The sequence below is a fragment of the Thioalkalivibrio sp. ALJ7 genome, from assembly GCF_000376865.1.
GTDB lineage: Bacteria > Pseudomonadota > Gammaproteobacteria > Ectothiorhodospirales > Ectothiorhodospiraceae > Thioalkalivibrio.
Genome location: NZ_AQXQ01000009.1, coordinates 1 through 24,914, shown reverse-complemented (window position 1 = coordinate 24,914; position 24,914 = coordinate 1). Strand labels below are relative to the sequence as shown.

Genomic DNA, 24,914 nt, shown 5'->3' with positions numbered 1-24,914 from the left:
TCAGCGCATCCCGCCGCTGGTCGCGCCGCCCGCACCCGCGGCCGGCCGTGCACCCTCGTCACGGTTGGCCGTGCGCGCGGCCGAACGGGCATGCGGGTCCACTGCGTCACGCAGGGCCTCGCCGATCAGGTTGTAGGCGAATACCGTCAGGAAGATCGCCCCGCCAGGGAAGGCCGCCATCCACCAGTTGAAGGTGGAGCTCTGCACTGCCTGGTTCAGCATCTGGCCCCAGGAGGGCTCATCCACCAGCCCCAGGCCCAGGAACGACAGGGTGGCCTCGGCCAGGATCGCCGAGGCGACACCGAAGCTGGCGGCCACCAGGATCGGCGCGATGCCATTGGGCAGCATGTGGCGGAACAGGATCGAAGGCAGTGACAACCCGGAGGCGATCGCCCCCTGTACGAAATCCTGCTGGCGCAGGCGCAGGAACTCCGCGCGCACATAGCGAGCATAACCCGACCACGAGGTCAGGCCGATGATCAGCATCATCAGGTACAACGAGCGCCCGAAGAAGGCGACAAAGGTCAGCAACAGGAACAGCGTCGGAATGGCCTCGAAGATCTCCACCAGACGCATCCCGATGATATCGACGATCCCGGAGAAGTAGCCCATCAAGCCGCCCAGGATCACGCCAATCCCCAGGGCGATCCCGGTGGCGATGAAACCGATGGACAACGCAATGCGCGAGGCATGGATCATGCGCGAGAGCACGTCCGCCCCGGTATCGTCGGTACCAAACCAGTGCACCCGCTCCAGTACCTCGCGCGGGGCCTCGAGCCCGGTATCGGCGTAGTCGCGCAGGTAGTCGCGCGGGGAATACGGGATCAGTGCACGCACCACCGTCTGGTACTCTCCCATGGCCTCGGCCTCGCGATACTGCTCATAGATCACCAGCGACGGCGGGGACACCGTCTGCCAGGCGACTGCCCCCAGGATTGCGCCTAACACGCCCCAAAGGGCGAAGCGCCGCCACGGCCGCCCGGGCAGACGCCAGAACACCAGCGCCAGCAGCAGCATACCGAGTAGTGTGACGTCGGCCGCGGTCAGGTAACGCAGGAACGGCATCGCCCACTCGCCGTCGGCCGTCTGCACCAGCAGCGGGTGCGAACTGGCCAGCAGTGGCGCCAGCACCGCAACCAGCGTCAGTAACGCGATCCAAGCGATTCCAAGCCGTGCGCCCCAGCGCAGCAGCACCTCGCCCACCACGCGACGCGACCAGGAGCGGCTGCGGCGCTGGTTCGCCGAACGTATGGCCTCAGTCATAGTTCACCCGCGGGTCGACGATCGCATAGGCCAGATCCGCCAGCAGGTAGCCCACCAGCGTCAGCACACCGGAGATCAGCGTGATCGACAGCACCAACTCGCGGTCGCGGGTCTGCACCGCCTCCACCGCCAGCTTGCCCATCCCGTCGATGGAGAAGATCGCCTCCACGATGACCGAACCGGCCAGCAGCGATGGCAGCAGGGTCGCGGAAACGGTAATCAGCGGCAGCAACGAGTTGCGAAACACATGGCGCCACAGCACGTCGTGCTCGGCCACACCCTTGGCCCGGGCGGTACGGGCATAGTCCGAGGTCAGATTTTCGAGCACCGCCGAGCGCGACAGCTTGGCAAGAAAGGCCAGCCCGCCGTAGGACAGGCACAGCACGGGCAGGACCAGATGCCAGGCCCGGTCGAGCAGGAAGCCTGGCACCATGCTGCCGGGCGTGAGGCCAAGCGCCAGGACCAGTCCGGCCCCCAAACCCACCGTGCCCAGGTAGAACCCCCGCAGCACGCCCCAATCGCTGTGCGCCATCAGCCAGCCTGCCCCCAGGCCCACCAGAGCCGCAACGAGGGTGCTGAAGGCACCGGCCGCAGCCAGATCCCGAAACATCAGCCAGCCACAGACCGCCCCGATCAGGGCCCCGAGGCCGCCTCGGATCAGGGCCGGTAGATGCCGCGCCAGATAAATTCCCAGCGCCGCACCCAGAAACGGCAGCACCAGCAACAGTGGCAATGCCCAGACCACCTCCACCGTCGGGAGAAAGGTCATGTCCAGCGCCGCGCGCTGGCTCAGCCCTCCGGTGGGGAACCACTGCCAGAACTGGTCCGAAGCGAAGAAGCCGATCAACAACACCCCCGCCAGCATGGTCGGCACCGACCACAGCGCCAGCAGCACCACACCGGACTGGGAGTCGAAGGCCTCGCCGTGACGCGTCGCCGCGCGCACCCCCACGGCCACCGCAATGATGTAAATCAGCGGGATGGAGAGGACATTCAGCAGCAACGTGATCGGCAATCGCTCGGCAATCAGGTCCATGACCGGACGGCCGTAGCGGAAGCTGGTCCCCAGGTTCGGTACCTTGAAGTGCGGCCACCCGGTCATTGAGCCATCCGCGTCCTGGGCAAAGCCGACCGGGGAGATGTTGTTCAGCCAGCGCCCGAACTGCACCGGTGCGGGCTGATCCAGGCCGTACAGGCGGTTGTAGTACTCCTCCATCGCCTTTTGCGCCTGCGGCTCCAGGCCCTGTCCCTCGACCAGGGTCAGGGCGCTGATCCCACCGGGCGCAGCGGCCATGACGGCAAACACGATCACGGTGATGCCGAACAGCGTCGGCACCATCAGGACCAGGCGGCGCAGGATATAGGTCAGCATGACACGCGCGGGCTCCTGGCGAACTCGGCTCCGGTTCGCATCCCGGCTACTGCCCGTGGCGCTGTTGTTCGAACGGCACGTAGACCTCCAGCGGCACGAACCCGAGGTTCAGGCCCAGCGCCGTCTGCTCCAGGTTCTGGATTCGGCGGTCGATGAAGGCCAGGGTCTGGCGCCGCATCAGGAAGGTATACGGCTGGTCCTCGTGCAGGATGCGTTCGGCCTCGCGCCAGTGCTCCATGCGCGCGGCCTCGTCGACCTCGCCACGTGCGGCCTCGATCACCGCATCCATCTCCGGATTTTCGTAGTGGATAAAATTGTCGCCACCGGAGACGGTCTGGCTGGAATGGAACATCTGGTAGATATCCACCTCCACACCACTGGTCCAACCGAGCGTAATGGCATCGAAGTCCTGGCGGCTCAGATTCTCCAGCATCACCGACCACTCGGTCGGCGTCGGCTTCATTTCGACCCCGGCGCGGGCATACAGGTCACGCAGGAACAGCGCGATACGACGGGTGTCCTCGTTGTCCTGGAAATACACCAGTTCGAAGGAGAACGGTTCACCTTCCTCGTTGACCAGGACGCCGTCGCGGTTCTTCTCCTCGTACCCGGCCTCGGCCAACAGTTCGAGCGCCCGCTCGACGTTATACGGGATCGGCTCGAGGTCCGGATTGTGCTGATCGCTGCGCGGGCTGAACGGGCTGATCGCACGTTCCGCATAGCCCAGCATCACCTCTTCGATCAGGCGGTCGACATCGGTTAGATGGCTCATCGCCTTACGCACGCGTGGATCGGCGAAGCGGGTCGGCTCGCCCCCGCGCCGCTGGTTCCAGGCGATGTAGGAATACCCCGCGGTCGGACTCATGTACTCGTGGGTATCGGCCCGTTCGCGCAAGGCCTCGTCATCGCGCAGCCGGGCGTATTCACGCGGACGGGCGCCGTAGACGTCGATGTCCCGGTTGCGGAACGTGGTCAGACGCGCCGAGTCATTCTGGATCACCCGCCAGACCAGGCGGTCGAACGACGGCTCCACCGGGCCCCAATAACGCGGATTGCGTTCCAGCTCGATGCGGCCGGCGTCCGGGGTCCAGCCGGTCGGGTCCTCCAGGCGGTAGGGCCCGGAACCAAGCAGGATTCCCCGCGATTCGTTGAAGGTCTCGGGCTCGTCCAGATAGCGCTCGTAGAAGTGTTTCGGCAACACGCCCAACCCGCCGGCCACCCGCATCGCATCGAAATACGGCTCCTCGAAAATGAACCGCACCGTGCGTTCGTCGAGCGCCTCCACGGCCTCGACTTTCTCCAGAAACGCCCGCGCCCGCGGCACTGCAATGGCATCGACCATCAGAAAATCAAAGGTGAACTGCACATCCTCGGCGGTCAGCGGCTCGCCGTCGGAGAACTGGAGCCCCGGGCGCAGACGAAAGGTCAGCTCGGTCCCGCTGTCGTCGAATTCCCAGGATTCGGCGAGCAGACCCTGCCACTCCAGCGACTGTGGATCGCGCTGCACAAGGGATTCCAGCACGTAGTTCTGCACCTCGGAGGCATAGGCATCCGAGGAGACATAGGGCGTGATGGTCGCCAGCCCGGTGCCGAAGGCCTGGACCAGCCAGTCGCCCTCGGCATAGTCCTCGGCCGCCGCGGCTTCGGCGGCACGGCGGAAGGCCGAGGGGACCTCGTCCACCCGCGGCGCGCGCTCCGCATCCATCCCGGCAAAACGGCCGGACGCCAGGTCGGATTCCAGCCCCTGGAGGCTGCGCCGCAAGGCCCGAAGGTCTCGGGCCTGTTCAGTCATGACGTTCTGCATGGAGGCCATGCGCTGCCACTGGCGGTCGATCTGAACCATTACCAGCAACAAGAGGATGCCCAGCACGATCAGGGTGGCGATCCAACCGAAATGACGATTCACAAGGCCTCCGAATTGCAGCGGTGGCGCGCCGTCGCCCCCGATTTCGGGACGCCGGGCGGGTGGTCGCACGGACCGTAGGTGTTCGCACTATAGCAAGCCATTCCCTTCGACTCATTGGGTGGTGGCCGCACTTGCGGCACATCGGTATGATCCCGAAGACAGTCGCGCCCGACCACGGTTCCACAAACCGTCGGGCGCCGTCGAGACCGCCCGCCCGGGTGCGTCGGCACGGACCTGAGCCAAGGAGTTTCACATGGGTTTTCTGAAGGGCAAGCGCGCGTTGATTGTCGGCGTTGCCAGCAACCGCTCCATCGCCTACGGCATTGCCGCGGCCATGCATCGCGAAGGCGCCGAACTCGCCTTCACCTACCAGAACGAACGCCTGCGCGACCGCGTCGAAAAACTGGTTGCCGATTTTGATTCCGACATCCTGGTGCCCTGTAACGTCGAGGATGACCGCGAGATCGAGCAAGTGTTCGAACACCTGGACAACTACTGGGACGGGGTCGACATCCTCGTGCACTCGGTCGCCTTTGCCCCCAAGGAGCAGCTTGAGGGCGACTTTCTGGACAACATGACTCGTGAGGGCTTTCGCATTGCCCACGACGTCAGCTCCTACAGCCTGGCGGCCCTGGCCAAGGCCGGGCGCGGGATGATGAAGGACCGTGACGCCTCCATCCTCACGCTTAGCTACCTCGGTGCCGAACGCTCCATGCCCAACTACAACGTCATGGGTCTGGCCAAGGCCAGCCTCGAGGCCAACGTGCGTTACCTGGCCAGCACCCTGGGACCGGAAACCACGCGCGTAAACGCCATCTCTGCCGGTCCGATCCGCACCCTGGCGGCCGCCGGTATCGGCGACTTCCGCCGCATCCTGGACCACGTCGAGGCCAATGCCCCACTGCGGCGCAACGTGACCACCGAACAGGTTGGCAACGCCGGGGCCTTCCTTTGCTCCGATCTTGCGTCCGGGATCACCGGCGAGATCATGTACGTCGACTCGGGCTACAGCACGGTGGGACTGGGCGCGGCCGAGATCGGCCTCGAGAAGTAGCTCGCGGGCTTCGGCCCCGACGCCGCCTCTTCCGGTGGAAGGCATGGAAAAGCCCGGCCCGCGTGAGCGGAGCCGGGCTTTCTTGTGTGCGGGCTTCAACCCGGCCTCGGCCAATCAAACCCGCTCGGCATTACCGGCCATAAGGCAAGGGCGTTGAACCACAGAGTGCACAGAGGACACGGAGAATTCGCAAGAACTGCTCAGCGCGAAAGTATTCCGCGAAAAAGGACAAACGCACCGCTCCCCGCGCCCCGTCCAGTCAATCACGATCGACTTTCTCCGTGGGCTCCGTGTCCTCCGTGGTGTTACGTTCCTTGGCCTTTATAGACACCGAGTCAGGCTAGTCGAGAGCGTCGGGGAAGCGCTTGATATCCGCCTGCTCCTCCAGCCACGCCAGATAGGACCGGAATTCGGCGCTGCCATAGGCATTGCCCATCTGATCCCGCGCCTGCTGGCGTGCGGCGGCGTCCACCACGTCCTCGCCCATGCGGACCGCCTCAAGGACCGTTACGGCAAAGTCACCGTCCCCGATCCGCGTCCCGGCGATCTCAACCGAACCCTCGCCTGGAGCCGGCATACGGAACAGGTAGTCCTGCAAGCCGGTTGGCAAGTCCGCAGCGCTCTCGCGAGTCACATCCACCGACCGGCTCCACTCGCCATTTTCGTCGGCCTCCGTGGTCCAATCCTCGGCCTCGCGCAGACGCTCAATCAGGGCCTCACCCTCGGCCTGCGCTGCATCGGCGGCGGCCTGGCGCTGCAGCCGCTCGCGGATTTCATCCTCGACATCGGCCAGATCCCTCACCTCGGAAGGCTCGTGGGACTCAATGCGCAGGATCACGGTAGAGCCATCCTGCAGGTCGATCGCCTCACTGTTGTTGCCATCCTCCAGCACCCGAGGATCGAAGGCCGCATCGCGGATAGACCGATGACGCGCGATGTCGTCACCGGAACCACGGGAGAACCAATCGCTCGTCTGGATCTCGAGTCCCGTCGCGTCGGCAGCCGGCTCCAGGCTGTCGGAGAATTCGGCCGCCAGCGACATTAGGTCGTCCAGGGCATCGATCTGCATCTGCTCGGCGGTACGATCACGCAGATCCTGCTCCACGTCGTCGCGGACGTCCTCGAACGGCTGCGGCTGCGCCTCCTGGATCGAGGTGACCTCAAGGATGTACCAGCCACGATCGGTGCGCACCGGCTGACTGATCAGCCCCTCCGGCAGGGTGAAGATCACCGTCTCCAGGGTGGAGTCCAGATCGCCGCGCGCCACCTCGCCCATACGCCCACCACGATCGGCGGTCAGACTGTCCTCGGAGTACTCCTCGGCCAGCTCGGCGAAGTCTTCGCCCGATTCCAGGCGCTCGCGCAGCTCACGGATCTTGGCCTCGCCATCCTCGCCAGTCTCTTGAATACGGATCAGCTGGACATCGCGCACCTCTGGCTCTTCGTAGCGGCTCCGGTTGACGCGGTAATGTTCGCGGATCTCGTCCTCCGTCACATCGACCCCCGCTTCCAAGCCTTCTGGATCCAGGCGCAGGTAGCTTACGCGGACCCGCTCGGTGGTAGTGAATTCGTCGGGATTCGCCTCGTAGTACTCGCGAATCGCCTCGTCATCGACGACGTCGGGACGGTCGAAATCGTCGGCCTGAAAGACGCGCCAGCTCGCCACGCGCGTCTGGTTGCGCAGGCGGCTGTAATCTTCCACCAGGGCTTCCGGGACCACACCTGTGGCCTGGATACCGCGCTGAATTTGAGACATCACGATGCTGCGCGCGATGTCCTGCTCGAAATCGGCCGGGCTGATGCGCTGGGCATTGAGCAGCTGGCTGTAACGCTCGCGGCTGAATCGGCCCTGTTCCTGAAACACCTGCATGCCCCGAATCTCGCGCAGGACACTGTCACCTGAAGCCTTGAAGCCTGCCGAATCGGCCGCCTGACGCAGAAGCTCTTGTCGGATCAACGTCTCCAGGGCCTGCAGCCGAATGCCTTGCTCATCCAGCAAGTCATCGGGGATCTCGCCACCGAACATGCGTGCCATTTCATTGCGCTGGGTGCGCGCTTCCTGGTGGACATCGCGGACCGCGATGTCCGTACCGTTCACCTCGGCTGCCACCAGGGGACCGGCGCCGCCGAAGTATTCCCCCAAACCCCACAGGGCAAAGGGAATGGTAATCAGGCCGATGATCACATAGGCGAGCCAGCCGCTCGCCCGGTCACGAATCGCTTGTAGCATGTTGGTCTCTGCTCGCTCCGCCGTGGAGAGGAAATCGGGAATCCGCCGCCGATGGTAGCAGGCACGCCCGCGCGCGTCTGCGCTAGCGCCAGAGATCGGCTGTCTACCACGAAGCACACGAAGGCACGAAGAAGGGCCAGGTCAAAGGCGTTTGCACCACAGAGGACACGGAGGGCACGGAGAAAGTCGATAGCGATCCACGGGAAGGACAGAGTATCGTGGAAGGATGAAGTTGCGTCGGGGGGCAAGCCGAGCGTTGCCGCGGACCCGAATTCCTTGCCCTTCTCCGTGTCCTTCGTGTCCTCCGTGGTGCAAACGCCCTTGACCTTCTTTGATTCTGGATCGCAATAGTCAAGAAAAGAAAAAGGCGCCACAAGGGCGCCTTTCTCAGATGATGGCGGAGCGGACGGGACTCGAACCCGCGACCCCCGGCGTGACAGGCCGGTATTCTAACCAGCTGAACTACCGCTCCGTATTCTTTCAGCGCAACCAGGGTCCGGGCTGCACTTGGTGGGTGCTGACGGGTTCGAACCGCCGACATTCGCCGTGTAAAGGCGACGCTCTACCAACTGAGCTAAGCACCCAATAAAGCGCGCTAGTTTACGCGATCCTTAAGGGCTTTACCAGCCTTGAAAGAAGGCGTTTTCGAAGCGGCGATCTGGATGGTCTGACCGGTACGGGGGTTACGGCCGGTGCGGGCTTCGCGTTCGCGCACCAGGAAGGTACCAAAGCCCACCAGGGAGACCTGGTCACCTTTGGCGAGGGTATCACCCACGACACTCACCATGGCATCCACGATCCGGCCGGCCTGGGCCTTCGGGACATCGGCTTCTGCGGCGATCGCGTCGATCAATTCGGATTTATTCATGAAGCGCTTCCTTATCTCAGTGGTGACTCAGGCTTTCTGCCGGATGGGAGGTAGCTTACACCAGGCGGGACCCTTTTCTCCATGGTCCCGCGACTGCCCTGCGGCACGAAATCAGATGATGCGGTTGGGGTTATAGCAAGCCGCCGGAAAAGGAGTCAAACACCCCGGCGGTCGGGGCCCCGGACGAGGGTGACTCCGGGCATAAAAAAACCGCGGGCTCCGGCTCAGTCGCGCCCGCGGTTTGTGCCCGATTACAGGGGCTTAGTGGTGGCGAACCCGTCGGCGACCGGATTCCTTGGCCGGCTTGACCACTTCCTCGACCTTTTCCGGGGTATCGGTCGTTTTGCCCTCCGGCATGTGTGTCAGCGCCACCTCAAGAACCTCGTCAATCCAGCGTACCGGACGGATATCGAGTTTCTGCTTGATGTTCTTCGGGATGTCGACGAGGTCCTTTTCGTTCTCCTCGGGGATCAGCACCGTACGGATACCCCCTCGGTGGGCCGCCAGAAGCTTCTCCTTAAGCCCACCGATCGGCAGGACCTGACCACGCAGGGTAATCTCGCCGGTCATCGCAACATCCGCACGTACCGGAATCCCGGTCAGCGCCGAGACGATCGCGGTGCACATGCCGATACCGGCAGACGGACCATCCTTGGGCGTCGCGCCCTCCGGCACGTGGATGTGCAAGTCCTTCTTCTCGTGGAAATTCTCTTCCAGGCCCAGGGCCTCGGCCCGCGACCGCACGACCGTCAGAGCGGCATGGATGGATTCCTGCATAACGTCACCCAGCTTCCCGGTTTGCTGGGTCTTGCCCTTGCCAGGAACCACGCTGGCCTCAATGGTCAGCAGCTCGCCACCCACCTCGGTCCATGCCAGTCCCGTCACCTGGCCAATCTGATCGTTCTCTTCGGCCAAACCGAAGCGGAAGCGACGCACACCCAGGTACTTCTCCAACGTCTTCGGCGTCACCGAGGTCGTGCGCGCACGCTCCTTCTCGCTCGCCAGGAGGCGCTGCTTGGCCACCTTACGGCAGACCTTGGCAATCTCGCGCTCTAGCGCGCGCACGCCCGCCTCGCGGGTGTAATAACGCACCATGTCACGCACAGCGGCATCCGAGATGCTGATCTCCTCGGCTTTCAGGCCATTGGCCTTGATCTGCTTCGAGAGCAGGTAGTTGTGCGCGATGTTGACCTTTTCGTCCTCGGTATACCCGGACAGGCGGATGACCTCCATCCGATCCAACAGGGGACCGGGGATGTGCATGCTGTTGGCCGTGGCCACGAACATCACATCGGACAGGTCAAAATCGACTTCCAGGTAGTGATCGCTAAAGGTGTGGTTCTGCTCCGGATCGAGCACCTCGAGCATGGCCGAGGCCGGATCGCCACGGAAATCCATTGCCATTTTGTCGATCTCGTCAAGCAAAAATAGCGGATTGCGCACCCCGACTTTGGCCAGATTCTGGATGATCTTGCCAGGGAGCGAGCCGATATAGGTGCGTCGGTGGCCGCGGATCTCGGCCTCGTCGCGCACCCCGCCCAGCGCCATACGCATGAACTTGCGATTGGTCGCACGGGCAATGGACTGGCCCAGCGAGGTCTTGCCGACGCCCGGGGGCCCCACCAGGCACAGGATCGGCCCCTTCAGCTTGCGCACACGGGACTGGACGGCGAGGTATTCGAGGATGCGCTCCTTCACCTCCTCCAGACCGTAGTGGTCCTCGTTGAGGATCTTCTCGGCGCGCGCCAGGTCCTTGCTGACCCGGGTCTTCTTCTTCCAAGGGACGTTCACCAGCCAGTCGATATAGCTGCGCACCACCGTGGCCTCGGCCGACATCGGCGACATCATCTTGAGCTTGTTCAGCTCGGCGGTGGCCTTCTTCTTGGCCTCCTCCGGCATGCCGGCCTTCTCGATCTTGTCGGCCAGGTCTTCCTGCTCGTTGGGCGTGTCTTCCATGTCGCCCAGCTCTTTCTGAATGGCCTTCATCTGCTCATTCAGGTAGTACTCGCGCTGGGACTTCTCCATCTGCTGTTTTACACGGCCGCGGATCTTCTTCTCGATCTGCAGCACGTCCATCTCGCCCTCGATCTTGCCGACCAGGTGCTCCAGACGCTCGCGCACGTTCGCGATCTCGAGGACCTGTTGTTTCTCCTCGAGCTTCAGCGACATGTGGGCGGCGATGGTGTCGGCCAGGCGCGAGGTATCGTCGATCCCGGCCAGCGAGGTGAGGATCTCCGGCGGGACCTTCTTGTTCAGCTTGATGTACTGCTCGAACTGATTCAGCGCGGAGCGGCCGAGGACTTCCAGCTCCTTGTCCTCGGTGTCGTATTCCTCGTCGATCAGGCGGATATCGGAGACGAAGTAGTCTTCCTCCTTCTCCGTGTCACCGGTCGTGGAGACGTCCATCACGCGGGCACGCTGGGCCCCCTCGACCAGTACCTTGATGGTGCCGTCGGGCAAGCGCAGCAATTGCAGGATATTGCCGAGGGTACCGATCTCGTGCAGGTCTTCGGCCTCGGGCTCGTCCACCTCGGCGCTTTTCTGCGCAACCAGCAGGACCTGTTTGTTCTCCGCCATGGCCGAATCCAGCGCTCGGATCGACTTCTCGCGACCCACGAACAGCGGGATCACCATGTGCGGATACACCACAACGTCGCGCAGCGGGAGGACCGCTACACGCTTGACGGGGGAATCCACCTCGTTCTGGGAGGAATGGGTATCGGTCATGTGGCCCCCTCAGGGCTGGACGAATGTACAAAGGAAGTGGGGGCGACGGCGCCCATTTCAAGGGCGCCGCAACACTTCCGGTCAGGAATCCGCAGAGGCCTGCTTCTTGGCAAACGACTCGTTTTCGTAGACCAGATAGGGCTCCGCGTCGCCGCGAATTACTGCTTCGTCGATCACCACCTTGCTGACGCCCTCCATGGACGGCAGCTCGTACATGGTATCGAGCAGGATGTTCTCCATGATGGTGCGCAGGCCGCGCGCTCCGGTCTTGCGCTCCATCGCCTTGTGGGCGATGGCGGCCAGGGCATCGTCGCGGAACTCGAGCTCCACACCTTCCATGTCAAACAGGCGGGCATATTGCTTCACCAGCGCGTTCTTCGGCTGGGTCAGGATCGTGATCAGAGCGTCCTCATCCAGCTCGTCGAGCGTCGCCTGTACCGGCAGGCGCCCCACGAACTCGGGGATCAGCCCGTAACGCACCAGGTCATCGGCCTCCAGCTGCTTGAACCACTGGCCACCGGATTTGGCCGCCTCGGTGGTGCGCAGCTCGGCACCGAAGCCGATACCGCCTTTCTCGGCCCGCTGCTGAATCACCTTTTCCAGTCCGGAGAACGCCCCGCCACAGATAAACAGGATGTTGCTGGTGTCCACCTGCAGGAACTCCTGCTGCGGATGCTTGCGGCCACCCTGCGGCGGCACCGAAGCGGTGGTGCCCTCGATCAGCTTGAGGAGCGCCTGCTGCACACCCTCACCCGAGACATCGCGGGTAATGGACGGGTTGTCCGACTTACGCGAGACCTTGTCGATCTCGTCGATGTAGACAATGCCATTTTCGGCCTTCTCTACATCGTAATCGCACTTCTGCAACAGCTTCTGGATGATGTTTTCCACATCTTCGCCCACGTAACCGGCTTCAGTGAGCGTGGTCGCGTCGGCGATGGTAAACGGCACGTTGAGCACGCGCGCCAGGGTCTCGGCCAGGAGCGTCTTGCCGGAACCAGTCGGGCCGATCAGCATGATGTTCGACTTGGACAGCTCGACATCGTCCTTGCCGGCCTTGGCCTGCAGGCGCTTGTAGTGGTTGTACACCGCCACGGAAAGGATCTTCTTGGCGGAATTCTGCCCAATCACGTAGTCATCGAGGATCGCCCGGATCTCGTGCGGGGTCGGCAGGGAATCCCGTTCGGTGTGCCCGGCCTCCTGCATCTCCTCGCGGATGATGTCGTTGCACAGCTCGACGCACTCGTCGCAGATGAATACGGATGGCCCGGCGATCAGCTTGCGCACCTCGTGCTGACTCTTTCCGCAGAAAGAACAGTACAGGAGTTTGCCGTCGGCGGAGGGGGTGGTTTCGTCGCTCATCCGTTTGCCTCGGTTGCGATTTCAGTGTTCCTCAAAACATGCCCCGTTTGCCGAATAGTTGCAAACGAGCCATCCCGGAGTCCGGTATTGAGGCCTCACCCCGAGCGAATGCCCGGGGCGTGGTTGCGGCAGTGGAGCGATCAGGTATCCGCGGAGCTACGGTGGGTCAGCACGTGGTCGACCAGGCCGTATTCCTTTGCATCGGTCGCGGTCAGGAAACGGTCGCGGTCGGTGTCCTGCTCGATCTTCTCGATCGGCTGGCCTGTGTGATGGGCCAGCACCCGATTCAACTCGTCGCGAATCTTCAGGATCTCGCGCGCGTGGATATCGATATCCGATGCCTGCCCCTGGAAACCGCCCAGCGGCTGGTGAATCATCACTCGCGAGTGCGGCAGGGTGTGGCGCTTGCCCGGGGCGCCGCCCGCCAGGAGCACCGCACCCATGCTGGCAGCCTGGCCTACGCACAGGGTGCTGACTTCAGGCTTGACGAACTGCATGGTGTCGTAGATCGCCATGCCGGCGGTGACCGCGCCACCCGGAGAATTGATATACAGGCTGATCTCCTTGTCCGGGTTCTCGGACTCGAGGAACAGCAGCTGGGCCACGATCACGTTGGCCATGTAATCCTCAACCGGGCCCACGCAAAAGATGACCCGGTCCTTCAGCAGCCGGGAATAGATGTCGTAGGCACGTTCGCCGCGGGCAGTCTGTTCGACCACCATCGGCACCAGGTTCAGACCCTGGGCGTGTTGCGCACCCTGATCGGCCATGTCGTGGCTCATTCAGTCGACTCCTTGTTCGGATTCATGATGTCCTGGAAGTTGGTCTTCTTCTCGCTGACCTTGGCCTGTTCGATGACCCAGTCAACGACCTGATCTTCCAGAACCAGTGACTCCAGGTTGCCCTTCGCCTGGGGGTTGGAACGGTAGTAGTTCTTGACCTCTTCCGGGTCTTCGTAGGTAGCCGCCATTTCCTCAAGATCGCGTTCGACCCGCTCGGCATCCACCTCGAAGCCCTTCTGCTCGATGATCGCCCGCAGGGCCAAGCCCAAGCGCACGCGGCGCTGAGCCTCTTCTTCGAAGAGGCTGTCGGGCAGCGGCTGGGTCTGCTGTGCGCCGCCGAAGCGTTTCTCGGCCTCCTCGCGCAGGCGGTTGATCTCGGACTTCACCAATGCGTCCGGCAGATCGAACCCGTGCTTTTCGACCACGGCCTCCAGTACCTGCTGCTTGACCCGACCCTTGAGGGCCTGGCGCAGCTCCCTCTCCATGTTGGACTGCACATCGGCGCGAAGTTTCTCAACCGAGCCATCCTCGATACCAAATTTCTTCGCGAATTCCTCGTCGACCTCCGGCAGCTTGGGCCCTTCAACCTTCTTGATGGTCAGGGCGAACTGCACCGTCTGGCCCTTCAGGTTTTCGGCCGGGTAGTCGTCCGGGAAGGTCACATCAATGGTCGGCTCCTCGCCGGTCTTGACACCCTTGAGCTGCTTTTCGAAGTCTTCGATCAGGCGACCGGCACCGACTTCGATCTGGAAGTCTTCGGCCTTGCCACCTTCAAACTCTTCGCCATTCAGGCTGCCCACGAAGTCCAGGGTCACACGATCGCCCTTCTTGGCCTTGCGCTTGACGTCTGCCCACTCCTTGTTCTGCTCGCGCAGGGAGTCAATCACTCGATCGATGTCCTCGTCACCCACCTCGGCGACCGGTCGCTCGATCTCGACATCGGCGAAATCGGCCACTTCCACGTCGGGGAACACCTGGAAGCTGGCGGTGAACTCGATGGCGTCGCCGCCTTCGAGATTGGTCGGCTCGATGCTCGGATTGCCGGCCGGCTCCAGCCCTTCCTGCTGCACCGCCTCGCGGTAGCTCTCCTGCAGGACTTCGCTCAACACCTCCTGGTACACGCCGGTGCCGTAACGCTGGCGTACGACCTTCAGCGGGACCTTGCCGGGACGAAAACCGTCCAGCTTGACCCGTTTGGCCAGGGACTTCAGGCGATTGTCGACCTCGGTGTCGATCCGCTCGGAGGGGACCTGGATGGTCATCTTGCGTTCCAGGTTGCCGGTGGCTTCAACAGAAACTTGCATGGAGGGCCTCGTCAGTATTCGGAATATCGGTCATCCCTGCCGATGATCAGGCACCATCCGGTGCCTCGGTTCGGGACCAATTCTTGGGATTCATGGTGCGAAAGGAGAGACTCGAACTCTCACGGGTTTTACCCCACTGGGACCTAAACCCAGCGCGTCTACCAGTTCCGCCACTTTCGCTTCGCTTAAAAGGCGCGCATTTTAGCCTGTTCCGCCCCTGTAAACACAAAAAGCCCGCAAAAGCGGGCCTTCGCGCCGATCTGGACTGCCGACCGGATGAATATGGTGGGTCGTGTAGGATTCGAACCTACGACCAATTGGTTAAAAGCCAACTGCTCTACCAACTGAGCTAACGACCCGGTACTGGCACTACCGAAGGCCCGGGGGTGCCGAGCCTTCGGCGCGTAGTGTACGAACCGCCGGGGAAAACGCAAGCGCACCCCCGGCAGCCAATCAGATGGCCTCAAGCTTGCGCAGACCACCCGGCAGCAGCTTCATGTCCACCAGCGAGGTGATCAGCGCCTTGCCGAAGCTGGCCTCCTCTTCGTAGACCATCTTGTAGTACTGGATCTTCATGGTCAGGGCAGAACCGAACACGATGAACGCAAACGTGAGGAAGCCACCCAGGGCCAGCGTGGAGATACCGGTCACGGCCTGCCCAATGGTGCAGCCCAGCGCCAGGATGCCGCCGACACCCATGAGGATCCCACCGAAGAAGTGGTTGACGAAATCGCGGAAGGAGGAGAACCACTCCACCCGGAAGCTACGGGAGACCAGAGCCCAGAAGAACGAACCCAGGATCACACCGGCCAGCGCCATCACACCGAAGTACAGCAGGGTGCGATCGAAGCCACTGGACACGTAGCCCACGCTCTGCCCCATCGGGTTGATAAACGTGAACGACTGGTTGGCCCAGGGAGCGGACAAGGCCGGGCGCTCGCCGTCATCGGCGTCGGAGACAAAGTCCCACTCCTGGATATATTCCTGGGCGCTGTAAACGCCGCCCATGCCATCGTCGACCTGCACGTTGCTGGTCAACCACCAGGCGCCGATCACGACCAGGCCGATCACCAGGCCGCCAAGGACATTGTCGAAGCTGCGGCGGAAGTCCGCGGCCTTGAAGATCAGTGCGAGAAGCAGCACACCGATCACCAGGCCCAGCACCAGGCGGGCGGTGTCCGCGCCGTCACCGGCGATGATCGAGCCCAGATCCTGGCCGCCTTCCAGGCGGATAGCCGCGCTGTCCATCCAGCCGAACAGCAACTGGAACAGCGTCTGGCCGGTACCAAACACGGTTTCGCGGCTGGTCAGCCAGAAGGCGATGACCCCGATGATAATCATCACCATCACCGACTTGATATTGCCGCCACCGACACGCACCAGCGTCTTGTTACCGCAGCCGGAGGCATAGGTCATACCAATCCCGAACAGGAAGCCACCGATGACATGGCCCAACCAGTTCAGGTTTTCACCGCGATAGGGAGGGAAGGAGCCCTCGGCGCTCAGAACCCCAAAGAACTCGAGCAGCGCGACGCCCAACATCGCAGTGGCAATCGCGAGCAGCCAGGAACGCATACGCCCGGTGTCGCCCATGTTGACCCAATCGGACACCGCACCCATGGTGCAGAAGTTGGTCTTGTTTGCGACGGCGCCCATGATAAAGGCGAGAATGAAGGTCCCGCCCAGGAACGCCAAAGCGGCCGTTGAAAAACTGGAGAATTCCATCACGTATCCTCTCGACGAAAGATTTCAGGGCAAGCCTGCACCCATGGGGTGCGCAGCATACATCGGACGCTAGACGAGATCGACCCCGAATTCATTCCGGAATTACCCGGGCCTGGGCCCCCAAGCCTCAGGCGAGACCTATGGTGTGGCGTAGCGGGTTGGATCGGTGACGCCGGCGGCGGCAAATCCCTCGCGGCGGATGCGGCAGCTGTCGCAGCGACCGCAAGCGCGGCCCTCCGCGTCGGCCTGATAGCAGCTAATCGTCTGACTATAGTCCACGCCGAGACGCGCGCCGGCCTGGATAATCTCGGCTTTGCTTAAATGCATGAGCGGGGCACGCACCTCCCAGGGCACACCCTCTACGCCGCTTCGGGTTGCCACGCACGCCAGATCACGAAAGGCCTCGATAAAGGCCGGACGGCAATCCGGATACCCGGAATAGTCCACCGCATTGGCCCCCACATAGAGCAGGCGCGCATCCAGCGTCTCGGCCAGCCCCAGGGCCAGCGACAAAAAGACCGTGTTGCGGGCAGGTACGTAGGTGACGGGGATGCCTTCAGTCGGCGTGGTCGGGACATCGATCGCCGGGTCCGTCAGTGCCGACCCACCAATGGCACTCAGGTCCACCGCAACCACGCGATGGTCCGTCACACCCTGAGCGGCGGCGACACGCCGGGCCGCATCCAGTTCTGAACGGTGGCGCTGACCATAATCAATGGACAGGGCGTGGCACTCGAAACCCTCGGCCCGCGCCATCGCCAGACAGGTCGCCGAGTCAAGACCGCCCGAGAGCAGGACCACGGCCTTCTCCGCGGGTACGTGCATCCTAGCGCCCCGGCTGGTCGCCCCAAAGGAGCTTGTGTAGTTGTACCTGAAAGCGGACTGGAAGACGCTCGGCCACGATCCAGTCCGCGAGGCTACGCGGCTCCAGTTCGCCGAATACGGGCGAGAACAGCACCTCCACCTCGGGGTCCAGCCCCAGGCGCACCAGCTCAGTCCGGGCCCATTCGAAATCGTCGCGCCCGGCGAGCACAAACTTCAGCTGGTCGCCAGCCTTCAATCGAGGAAGGTTCGCCTCGCGGTTACGTTCGGCCTCGCCCGAACCGGGCGCTTTCCAATCCATAACCACCGCTACGCGCGGATCGACAGCCGATACGTCCATCGCCCCACTGGTCTCCAGCGAGACCGCAAAACCCGCGTCGCAAAGACCCGCCAACAGGGGAAGACAACCCGGCTGCGCCAGTGGCTCGCCCCCCGTCACGCAGACATGGCGCACGCCAGCACGCCCGACCCAGTCGAGGATGGAGGTCAGCGGCAAGGCCTCTCCACCCTCGAACGCGTACTCACTGTCGCACCAACGGCAACGTAGTGGGCAACCGGTCAGGCGCACAAACGCGGTGGGCCAGCCGACCTGAGCCGCCTCGCCCTGTAGCGAGATGAACATCTCGGTGATGCGAAGGCGCTGACTGACCGGATCCACCAGGTCAGCGCTGCGGGCGTCCCGCAACGATGTTTCGCTCATTGGGCCTCGTCGATCCGCCGCAGGCGTTCGCGGGCCAGGCGATCCAGGGTGGTCCCGCCGTAATCGGCGCGCACCGCCTCCAGCGCCTCGCGAGCTTCGTCGAAGTTTTCCAACTCGTAGTGCGAATAGCCGATCTTTAACAGGGCGTCCCCGCTCTTGTCACTTTCAGGGAAGTCCTCGCGAAGGCGCTCGAAGTCTTCCAGCGCGGCGTCGAATTCGCCGCTGGCATACTTCGCCTCAGCCAGCCAGTACCAGGCGTTGGCCGCAAAATTCCCATCCGGGTAATCCTCGATGAAGCGCTCCAGCTTCCGGATGGCGGTGGTGTAGTCACCGGACATCAGGTCGTCAAAGGCATCTTGATAGGCGGCCTGCTCGTCGGCCTCAGGAAGATCCAGCTGCACGACCTCCTCACTCGCGCCGTCATCGGCTACCACGGCCCCGCCCTCGACTGCCGCCACCCGCTCATCGAGATGTCGGAACTGGTCACGCTGGCGTGTACTGAGGCGATTCACCTCGTGGCGGAGCGTCTCCACCTCTCCGCGCATCTCGCGCAGATCGCGGTTGAGGGACTCGGAGACCTGCAACAGCTCATTCATCGCGCTGGAATCCAGGACCCGCTCGATGCGCTCCAGGCGCCGATCCAGCTGGCGGATCTGGGACTGCGTCGCGAACACCGTGTCGTCCTGGGCACCAGCGGGCCCCGGCACCAGCGGCGCCATGGTGACCAGGGCAAACAACGCGAACGCCAGAGCAATCGAGCGCCCCGGCCACCGAAACAGAAATGCCCCCGAGGGGGCATTTCCGCAAGACTGTTCAACCACTAAAGGCATCGGACTTCCCGTAATCAGCGCCGGGATTCGTAGACCAGCTCAACCCGGCGATTCTTGGCCCAGGCCTCCTCGTTCTGCTGGAAGGCGACCGGCATCTCTTCACCATAACTGATGACCTCGAGTTGGTCATCCGAAGCGCCATTAAGGTTCAACACCCGGCGTACCGACTGTGCGCGCCGCTCACCCAGCGCCAGGTTGTACTCGCGCGTGCCGCGCTCGTCGGTATGCCCTTCCAGACGCATCCGCGCACCCGGATTCTGCGACAGATAGGCCGCGTGCGCCTCCAGCATCGGCATATGCTCGGACTTCACCTCATCGCGGTCGAAGTCGAAGTACACCATACGCTCAGCCAGCGGGCTGTCGGGATCGTCCAAAGCGGCCGCGTCAAACTCTCGATCGCGGCCAAGACCGCGAGCCTCGGCCGCTTCGCGCTCGGCACGTTCGGCGCGCTCTTGCTCGGCAGCCGCTTCACGCTCGGCTTCACGCTCGGCGTCTTCGGCATCACGGGTCGGGGTGGCACAAGCCGACAAGGCGGCCACCAAAACGGCTGCAAGGGTCAGGCGAAAAACGTTATTCATGGCTTTCGTTTCCTCGAAAGGAGATCACAATAATAAGGGGTCAACGTTCAATTCAGGGGCGACCAGGCAGGCTCGCGTACCTCGCCCTCACGGGCCGCCAACCGCTGGTGGACTTGCCCGTCCCGACTCACCGAACCCAGCACACCGCGACCCCGGTCTGTCATGGCATAGAGAATCATGCTGCCATTGGGGGCAAAGCTTGGCGATTCTGCATCCCGTCCGTCCGTGAGGCGCGTCACACGGCGATCATCCAGATCGAGACGCGCCAGCTGAAATCCACCATCACCCCCGTGCACATACACCAGTGAACGACCATCCGGAGAGATCGTAGCCGCGGCCGCGTAGCCGCTTTCGAACGTCAGACGCCGCGCGTTACCGCCACCCGCAGGCTGGGCGTAGATCTGCGGCGCACCCGCTCGGTCGGAGGTGAAGTAGATGGTCTCGCCATCCGGTGACCAGACCGGCTCGGTCTCGATAGCACTGGAACGCGTCAACTGCCGCAGGTCACCGGAGTCCAGATCCATTACGTAGATGTTCGGCGAGCCGTCACGTGACAGACTCAACGCCAGATGTCGCCCGTCCGGCGACCAGGCCGGGGCGCTGTTGATGCCGGTAAAACTCGCAATCCGCGAACGCTCGCCGGTCTCCACGTTCTGGCGAAAGACCTCGGAGCGGCGGTTTTCGAACGACACGTACACCAGTTCGCGCCCGTCCGGCGACCAGTCCGGCGACATGATCGGGTCCTCGGAACGGAACAGGGTGCGCGGGTTGGCCCCGTCGGAATCGGCCACCTCCAGGCGAAACTCGCGGGAGTCGTTCTGACGCTCGACGCTGACGAATGCAATCCGTGCACTGAAGGCACCCGGATCACCGGTGATCTGCTCGTAGACGATATCCGAAACACGATGCGCGCCACGGCGCAGCATGTCCGCCGGCACGGGGATACGCCAACCGCCCAGGCGCTCCTCCGCCAGCACGTCGAATACGTGGAACTCCACGATCACGTTATCCCCGTCCTGGCGCTTGGAACCGACCACCAGATATTCCATACCGGCGTCCGCCCAGGGCTCGGCAAGGAAATCGGCCGGGCCCGAGGGCGCCGAGGGCAGACCCTCGCGCTCGACCTCGAACAGCCCGCTACGGGTCAGGTTCGCGGCCAGGATCGAGTCGACCTCCTCATCAGGGCTGCCCTCACCCTCCCAGGCAAACGGGGCCACCGCGACCGGGATCGCTCCAGTCACCCCTTCGGTCACCGTCACTTCCAGCACGGCCTGGGCCTGGGCCGACCAAAGCAGCGCCAGCCCCAGCAGCATTGCGTGAATCACTCGTTGCATGGTGTTCCTCATTGCCCGGCTTGTAACCGATCAGTCCGGCTCGAAACGAATCCGCACCCCGCCGCGCACGGCATCCGCATCCGGCGGGCGTGGCAGCGAGGACAGACGATCCATGGTCTGCTGAACCGAGCTGCAGAAGGCAGACCCACCGGAACAGCTCTCGATATCGAAATTGATGATACGCCCGGCCTCGTTCACACGCACGAGAACAATGGCACGGTCTGAACTATCCACTCCCGAGGGCTGACGCCAGCGCCGCTGCACCACCGACTGCACCTGTGAACGCCACTCGTCGATCTCTCGATCCAGCTGTGCCTGGCGTTCGGCAGCCTCGCGCCGAGACTGGGCCTCGGCCATGCGCTCGCGCTCGCGCTCCATCTGTTCGCGGCGGCGCTGTTCCTCCAGCTCGCGCTCCTGCTCGGCCCGGCGCTCGGCCTCTTCCTGCTCACGGCGTTCGGCCTCCTCACGCTCACGCCGCTCCGCCTCCTCCTGAGCCTGGCGCTCTGCCTCCTCGCGTTCCCGGCGTTCGGCTTCCTCGCGTTCGCGGGCCTCCTCGGCCTCACGCCGCTCCCGTTCCGCCGCCTCGCGTTCCTGACGGATCTGCTCCCGCTCGGCCTCGGCTTCTTCGCGCGCCCGCTGGCGCTCTTCCTCGGCTTCACGCCGGGCCTGTTCGGCCTCTTCGATGGCCTGCTGGCGCGCGCGCTCTTCTTCCTCGCGGCGCCTTTGCTCCTCGGCCTGGCGCTCCTCTTCCTCGCGCCGGGCCTGTTCTTCGGCGCGACGCTGATCTTCCTGCTCACGAAGTTGCTCGGCAACCTGTTCCTGTTCGGCCACTACACGCTCGTGCTCGATGCGATCGAAGGTCTCGGCATCCACGGCCACCGCATCGATCACCTCGATGTCCTCCTGCATGGCGATCTCCACCGCCGCGCGCGAGGATGAAGTCGAGGGCGAGATCAGGCTGACATTCAGCAATAACGCCGCGAACAACACCCCGTGCAGAAGCAGAACGAGGAGCAGACTAAACGGGTGGCGGCGCAGGAGCTCGAACACGGCGGTTGGCTCAGTCCTGGTTATCGCGTGGCGGCTCGGTGATCAAGCCGACACGGCCACCCCCGGCACGCTGCAGGGCAACCATCGCGTCGATCACCCGGCCGTAATCCACATTGCGATCGCCACGCACAAAGGTCTGGGTGCCCGGATTCTCGGCAAGGAAGTCGCGCACGATCTCGGTCATTTCCTGCGGCGCTAGCGGCTCGTTGACGTAAGGCCCCTGATTCAGGCTCATCGCCCCGGAGGCCGCGACGGTCACGACCAACGGCTCGGCTGCCTGCTGGTCCTGTTCCATAGATTCGGCATCCGCCTCCGGCAGATCCACCTCCACGCCCTGCTGCAGCATCGGGGCGGTGATCATGAAGATGATCAGCAGCACCAACATCACGTCGATGAACGGCACGACGTTGATCTGCGACATGGGCCGCCGCAGGCGACGGCTATTACGACGAGACTCGGCCATGGCTTAGGCCGGCGCCCCGGCGGCACCCTCGGCGGGCTTGCCCGCACCCTGGCGGTTCAGCAGGGCCACGAACTCGTCGCTGAAGTTTTCCAGGCGACCTGCCACCCGATCCACATCTCCAGCGAACCTGTTGTAGGCAATCACCGCCGGGATAGCGGCAAACAGGCCCAGCGCGGTCGCGATCAGCGCCTCGGCGATCCCTGGGGCCACCATCGCAAGCGTCGCCTGCTGCACCCCGGAAAGACCGAGGAAGGCGTGCATGATCCCCCAGACGGTGCCGAACAAGCCGATATACGGGCTGGTGGAGCCCACCGTGGCGAGGAACTGCAGGTAGCGCTCCATCTCGTCGGTCTCGCGCGCAATGGCCACCCGCATCGCGCGATAAGCGGGTTCGCCAGCTGACATTCCGTGCTGGCGGGCACGTAGAAACTCCTTGAACCCGGAGGAGAATACGTGCTCCATCCCGGACATCTCGGGCTTGCGGCGCACGCCCTCATACAGGTGCGACAGGTCCGCACCCGACCAAAAACGTTCCTCGAACTCGTCGCTGGCGCGATGAGCCGCGTTCAGGGAGCGCGCCTTGATGATAATCACCAGCCAGGAGAGCACCGAGGCGATCACCAGGATCACCATGACCAGCTGCACGATCAGGCTGGCATCCATGATCAGCTGGTACATCGAAAAATCGACTGTCACTTGTCCGTCTCCCGTTATGCCGTTGTTCCTTCCGCCGCACGCATCGCGCGCGCCACTTCGTCGGGGACCGCCACCGGCGCCTGCCGCGCCACATCCACACAGGCGATCCCCACCTGCCCGGTCGCCAGCACCGTCGTGTCACGTCGCACGACCTGCTCGAACTCGACGCTCGCGCGGCGTAAGCGCTGCACCTGGCAGGTGGTGACCAGCGCCTCGTTAAAATGCGCCGGGCGCTGCATCTCTACAGCCAGACGCCGCACGGCGAACACAATTCCGTATTCGGCGCGCAACTGGTCCTGCTCAAAACCCAGGGCGCGCAGCCACTCGGTGCGGGCGCGCTCCATGAATTTGAGATAGTTCGCGTGATACACCACGCCACCGGCATCGGTGTCCTCGTAATACACGCGCACCGGCCATTCGAACTCCACCGTCATGAAGAGTTCGCGTCCCGGGCCACCGGCGTCAGCAGATCGCCCTCCTCCATGCGCGTCAGGCCAAACATGGCCAGCGTGCGCCGAGTCGCCTGGCGCCCGCGCGGGGTGCGCTGCAGATAGCCTTGCTGAATCAGAAACGGTTCGACCACATCCTCCAGCGTACCGCGGTCCTCGTTCATGGCCGTGGCGAGGCTCTCCACGCCGACCGGGCCACCATCGAATTTCTCGACCAGCACCTCCAGCAGGCGCCGGTCCTGGGCATCCAGACCCGAAGCGTCGATCGCCAGCAGGTCCAGCGCCTGGGAGGCGACCTCGTGCGTCACCACCCCATCGGCCCGCACCTGGGCAAAATCGCGCACCCGGCGCAGCAAGCGATTGGCCAGGCGTGGAGTGCCTCGCCCGCGGCGGGCGATCTCCGCCGCGCCCTCGGGCTCGATCCCCACACCCAGCAGCCCGGCCGCACGATTCACAATATGCGCGAGGTCCGTGACAGTGTAATGATCAAGACGCTGCACGATACCGAACCGGTCACGTAACGGAGCCGAGAGCAGACCGGCCCGGGTCGTGGCCCCCACCAATGTGAACGGCGGCAGATCCACCTTGATCGAGCGCGCGGCCGGACCCTCGCCGATCACGATATCCAGTTGGCCGTCTTCCAGCGCCGGATACAGGATCTCCTCCACCACCGTCGGCAGGCGATGGATCTCGTCCACGAACAGCACATCTCGGGGTTCCAGCGCAGTCAGGATGGCCGCGAGGTCACCGGCGCGCTCCAGCACCGGACCGGAGGTCTGACGCAGCCCCACACCCAGCTCGTGGGCCACGATATGCGCAAGCGTGGTCTTGCCAAGCCCGGGCGGGCCGGCCACCAGGGTGTGATCCAGGGCCTCGTCGCGTGCGCGCGCGGCCTCGATGAACAACCCCAGCTGCTCGACAACACGAGGCTGACCCGTGTAGTCCGCGAGCCGTTTCGGGCGCAGGCTGACCTCCGCCCGATCTTCTTCGGAGCGACTCTGCATATCCACCAGGCGCGATTCCATAGCCCCGCAGTATGCAGTGCCAGCGGCCCCGTTTACAGGGTCCGGACGAGCAATTTCACCCCGTAGACTCTGAAGTACCCCTAAGGGAGACGCTGATTGAATCGCACGTCCGCGCTCGAGTCGCTTTTGCGTGCGAACAAGGCGCGGTGACTGCCGTGCAGTCACTCTGCACAAGGGAACCGCAACGCCGTTCCCGCGCCCGTTTTTGATCAACAACGGGCGGCCGAGCCCGCTCTTTCAATCACTTGTCGGGTTGGTGCCCCCGATTCTGAATGAATATGGCCCGATCCTGCGTTGCGCCCCGAATCCATCAGAAACGGGCGGGTAGAACCACTACCCGCTGCACGACGCGCCTTGTCTCGGAAAACAGGGGG

At 63.6% G+C, this 24,914-nt stretch carries 21 protein-coding genes and 4 tRNA genes; 1 reads left to right on the top strand and 24 read right to left on the bottom strand.

What is annotated here, in order from left to right; genetic code table 11:
• From D002_RS0104020 to D002_RS0104010, 3 genes are read right to left on the bottom strand one after another with little or no spacing between them, the layout of a single operon-like run.
• Entirely contained in the window at window positions 1–1,263 is a 1,263-nt protein-coding gene (locus D002_RS0104020) for an ABC transporter permease (RefSeq protein ID WP_018140622.1), read from the bottom strand.
• A complete protein-coding gene (locus tag D002_RS0104015) occupies window positions 1,256–2,635 on the bottom strand; it encodes an ABC transporter permease (RefSeq protein WP_018140621.1) in 1,380 nt (459 codons plus the stop codon). The genes D002_RS0104020 and D002_RS0104015 overlap by 8 nt, the downstream gene beginning before the upstream one ends.
• Window positions 2,636–2,681: 46 nt before the next feature.
• Window positions 2,682–4,541, bottom strand: a complete 1,860-nt coding sequence (locus D002_RS0104010; RefSeq protein ID WP_018140620.1) for a peptide-binding protein — start codon at window positions 4,539–4,541, stop codon at window positions 2,682–2,684.
• A 253-nt stretch (window positions 4,542–4,794) separates the two neighbouring features.
• Between D002_RS0104010 and D002_RS0104005 the strand changes: the two genes are divergently transcribed.
• Window positions 4,795–5,595 (top strand): enoyl-ACP reductase, encoded by an 801-nt coding sequence (locus D002_RS0104005; RefSeq protein WP_018140619.1) that lies wholly within the window; start codon window positions 4,795–4,797, stop codon window positions 5,593–5,595.
• Window positions 5,596–5,935: 340 nt separating this feature from the next.
• Here the strand turns inward: D002_RS0104005 and D002_RS0104000 are convergent, their stop codons facing one another.
• The 21 genes from D002_RS0104000 to ruvB form a co-directional block, all read right to left on the bottom strand.
• Window positions 5,936–7,825 (bottom strand): SurA N-terminal domain-containing protein, encoded by a 1,890-nt coding sequence (locus D002_RS0104000; protein WP_018140618.1) that lies wholly within the window; start codon window positions 7,823–7,825, stop codon window positions 5,936–5,938.
• Between the two features lie 395 nt (window positions 7,826–8,220).
• Window positions 8,221–8,297, bottom strand: a tRNA-Asp gene (locus D002_RS0103995).
• Window positions 8,298–8,333: 36 nt separating this feature from the next.
• A tRNA-Val gene (locus tag D002_RS0103990) sits at window positions 8,334–8,409 on the bottom strand.
• Between the two features lie 11 nt (window positions 8,410–8,420).
• Window positions 8,421–8,693 (bottom strand): HU family DNA-binding protein, encoded by a 273-nt coding sequence (locus tag D002_RS0103985; protein ID WP_017940837.1) that lies wholly within the window; start codon window positions 8,691–8,693, stop codon window positions 8,421–8,423.
• Window positions 8,694–8,954: 261 nt separating this feature from the next.
• Window positions 8,955–11,420 carry an endopeptidase La gene (gene lon, locus D002_RS0103980; RefSeq protein WP_018140617.1) on the bottom strand — a complete coding sequence of 822 codons (2,466 nt, stop codon included), beginning with the start codon at window positions 11,418–11,420 and terminating at the stop codon, window positions 8,955–8,957.
• A gap of 81 nt (window positions 11,421–11,501) precedes the next feature.
• Window positions 11,502–12,782 (bottom strand): ATP-dependent Clp protease ATP-binding subunit ClpX, encoded by a 1,281-nt coding sequence (gene clpX, locus D002_RS0103975; protein WP_018140616.1) that lies wholly within the window; start codon window positions 12,780–12,782, stop codon window positions 11,502–11,504.
• Between the two features lie 140 nt (window positions 12,783–12,922).
• Window positions 12,923–13,564, bottom strand: coding sequence for an ATP-dependent Clp endopeptidase proteolytic subunit ClpP (gene clpP, locus D002_RS0103970; RefSeq protein ID WP_018140615.1), 642 nt, complete (start codon window positions 13,562–13,564; stop codon window positions 12,923–12,925).
• Window positions 13,561–14,868, bottom strand: a complete 1,308-nt coding sequence (gene tig, locus D002_RS0103965) for a trigger factor (RefSeq protein WP_018140614.1) — start codon at window positions 14,866–14,868, stop codon at window positions 13,561–13,563. Before tig ends, clpP begins: the two co-directional genes overlap by 4 nt.
• Before the next feature lie 93 nt (window positions 14,869–14,961).
• A tRNA-Leu gene (locus D002_RS0103960) sits at window positions 14,962–15,048 on the bottom strand.
• Between the two features lie 103 nt (window positions 15,049–15,151).
• A tRNA-Lys gene (locus D002_RS0103955) sits at window positions 15,152–15,227 on the bottom strand.
• 94 nt (window positions 15,228–15,321) lie between these two features.
• Window positions 15,322–16,593: a YeeE/YedE family protein gene (locus D002_RS0103950; RefSeq protein WP_018140613.1), complete on the bottom strand. Its 1,272-nt coding sequence runs from the start codon at window positions 16,591–16,593 to the stop codon at window positions 15,322–15,324.
• 138 nt (window positions 16,594–16,731) lie between these two features.
• Window positions 16,732–17,418 (bottom strand): 7-cyano-7-deazaguanine synthase QueC, encoded by a 687-nt coding sequence (gene queC, locus D002_RS0103945; protein ID WP_018140612.1) that lies wholly within the window; start codon window positions 17,416–17,418, stop codon window positions 16,732–16,734.
• 1 nt (window position 17,419) lies between these two features.
• Window positions 17,420–18,115 (bottom strand): 7-carboxy-7-deazaguanine synthase QueE, encoded by a 696-nt coding sequence (gene queE / locus D002_RS0103940; protein ID WP_018140611.1) that lies wholly within the window; start codon window positions 18,113–18,115, stop codon window positions 17,420–17,422.
• On the bottom strand, window positions 18,112–18,834 hold the full coding sequence (gene ybgF / locus D002_RS0103935; RefSeq protein ID WP_051068445.1) for a tol-pal system protein YbgF: 723 nt from the start codon (window positions 18,832–18,834) through the stop codon (window positions 18,112–18,114). The genes queE and ybgF overlap by 4 nt, the downstream gene beginning before the upstream one ends.
• A gap of 125 nt (window positions 18,835–18,959) precedes the next feature.
• The gene (gene pal / locus D002_RS0103930) at window positions 18,960–19,523 is read right to left on the bottom strand and encodes a peptidoglycan-associated lipoprotein Pal (protein WP_018140609.1); all 564 of its coding nucleotides are present in this window, start codon (window positions 19,521–19,523) and stop codon (window positions 18,960–18,962) included.
• A 47-nt stretch (window positions 19,524–19,570) separates the two neighbouring features.
• The gene (gene tolB, locus D002_RS0103925) at window positions 19,571–20,857 is read right to left on the bottom strand and encodes a Tol-Pal system beta propeller repeat protein TolB (RefSeq protein WP_026181509.1); all 1,287 of its coding nucleotides are present in this window, start codon (window positions 20,855–20,857) and stop codon (window positions 19,571–19,573) included.
• A gap of 30 nt (window positions 20,858–20,887) precedes the next feature.
• Window positions 20,888–21,907 carry a cell envelope integrity protein TolA gene (gene tolA / locus D002_RS0103920; RefSeq protein ID WP_018140607.1) on the bottom strand — a complete coding sequence of 340 codons (1,020 nt, stop codon included), beginning with the start codon at window positions 21,905–21,907 and terminating at the stop codon, window positions 20,888–20,890.
• A gap of 10 nt (window positions 21,908–21,917) precedes the next feature.
• Entirely contained in the window at window positions 21,918–22,370 is a 453-nt protein-coding gene (tolR, locus tag D002_RS0103915; RefSeq protein ID WP_026181508.1) for a protein TolR, read from the bottom strand.
• Window positions 22,371–22,373: 3 nt separating this feature from the next.
• Entirely contained in the window at window positions 22,374–23,048 is a 675-nt protein-coding gene (tolQ, locus tag D002_RS0103910) for a protein TolQ (protein ID WP_018874453.1), read from the bottom strand.
• Between the two features lie 32 nt (window positions 23,049–23,080).
• On the bottom strand, window positions 23,081–23,500 hold the full coding sequence (gene ybgC / locus D002_RS0103905) for a tol-pal system-associated acyl-CoA thioesterase (RefSeq protein ID WP_018140604.1): 420 nt from the start codon (window positions 23,498–23,500) through the stop codon (window positions 23,081–23,083).
• Window positions 23,497–24,540, bottom strand: coding sequence for a Holliday junction branch migration DNA helicase RuvB (gene ruvB, locus D002_RS0103900; protein WP_018140603.1), 1,044 nt, complete (start codon window positions 24,538–24,540; stop codon window positions 23,497–23,499). Before ruvB ends, ybgC begins: the two co-directional genes overlap by 4 nt.
• Window positions 24,541–24,914 lie beyond the last annotated feature (374 nt).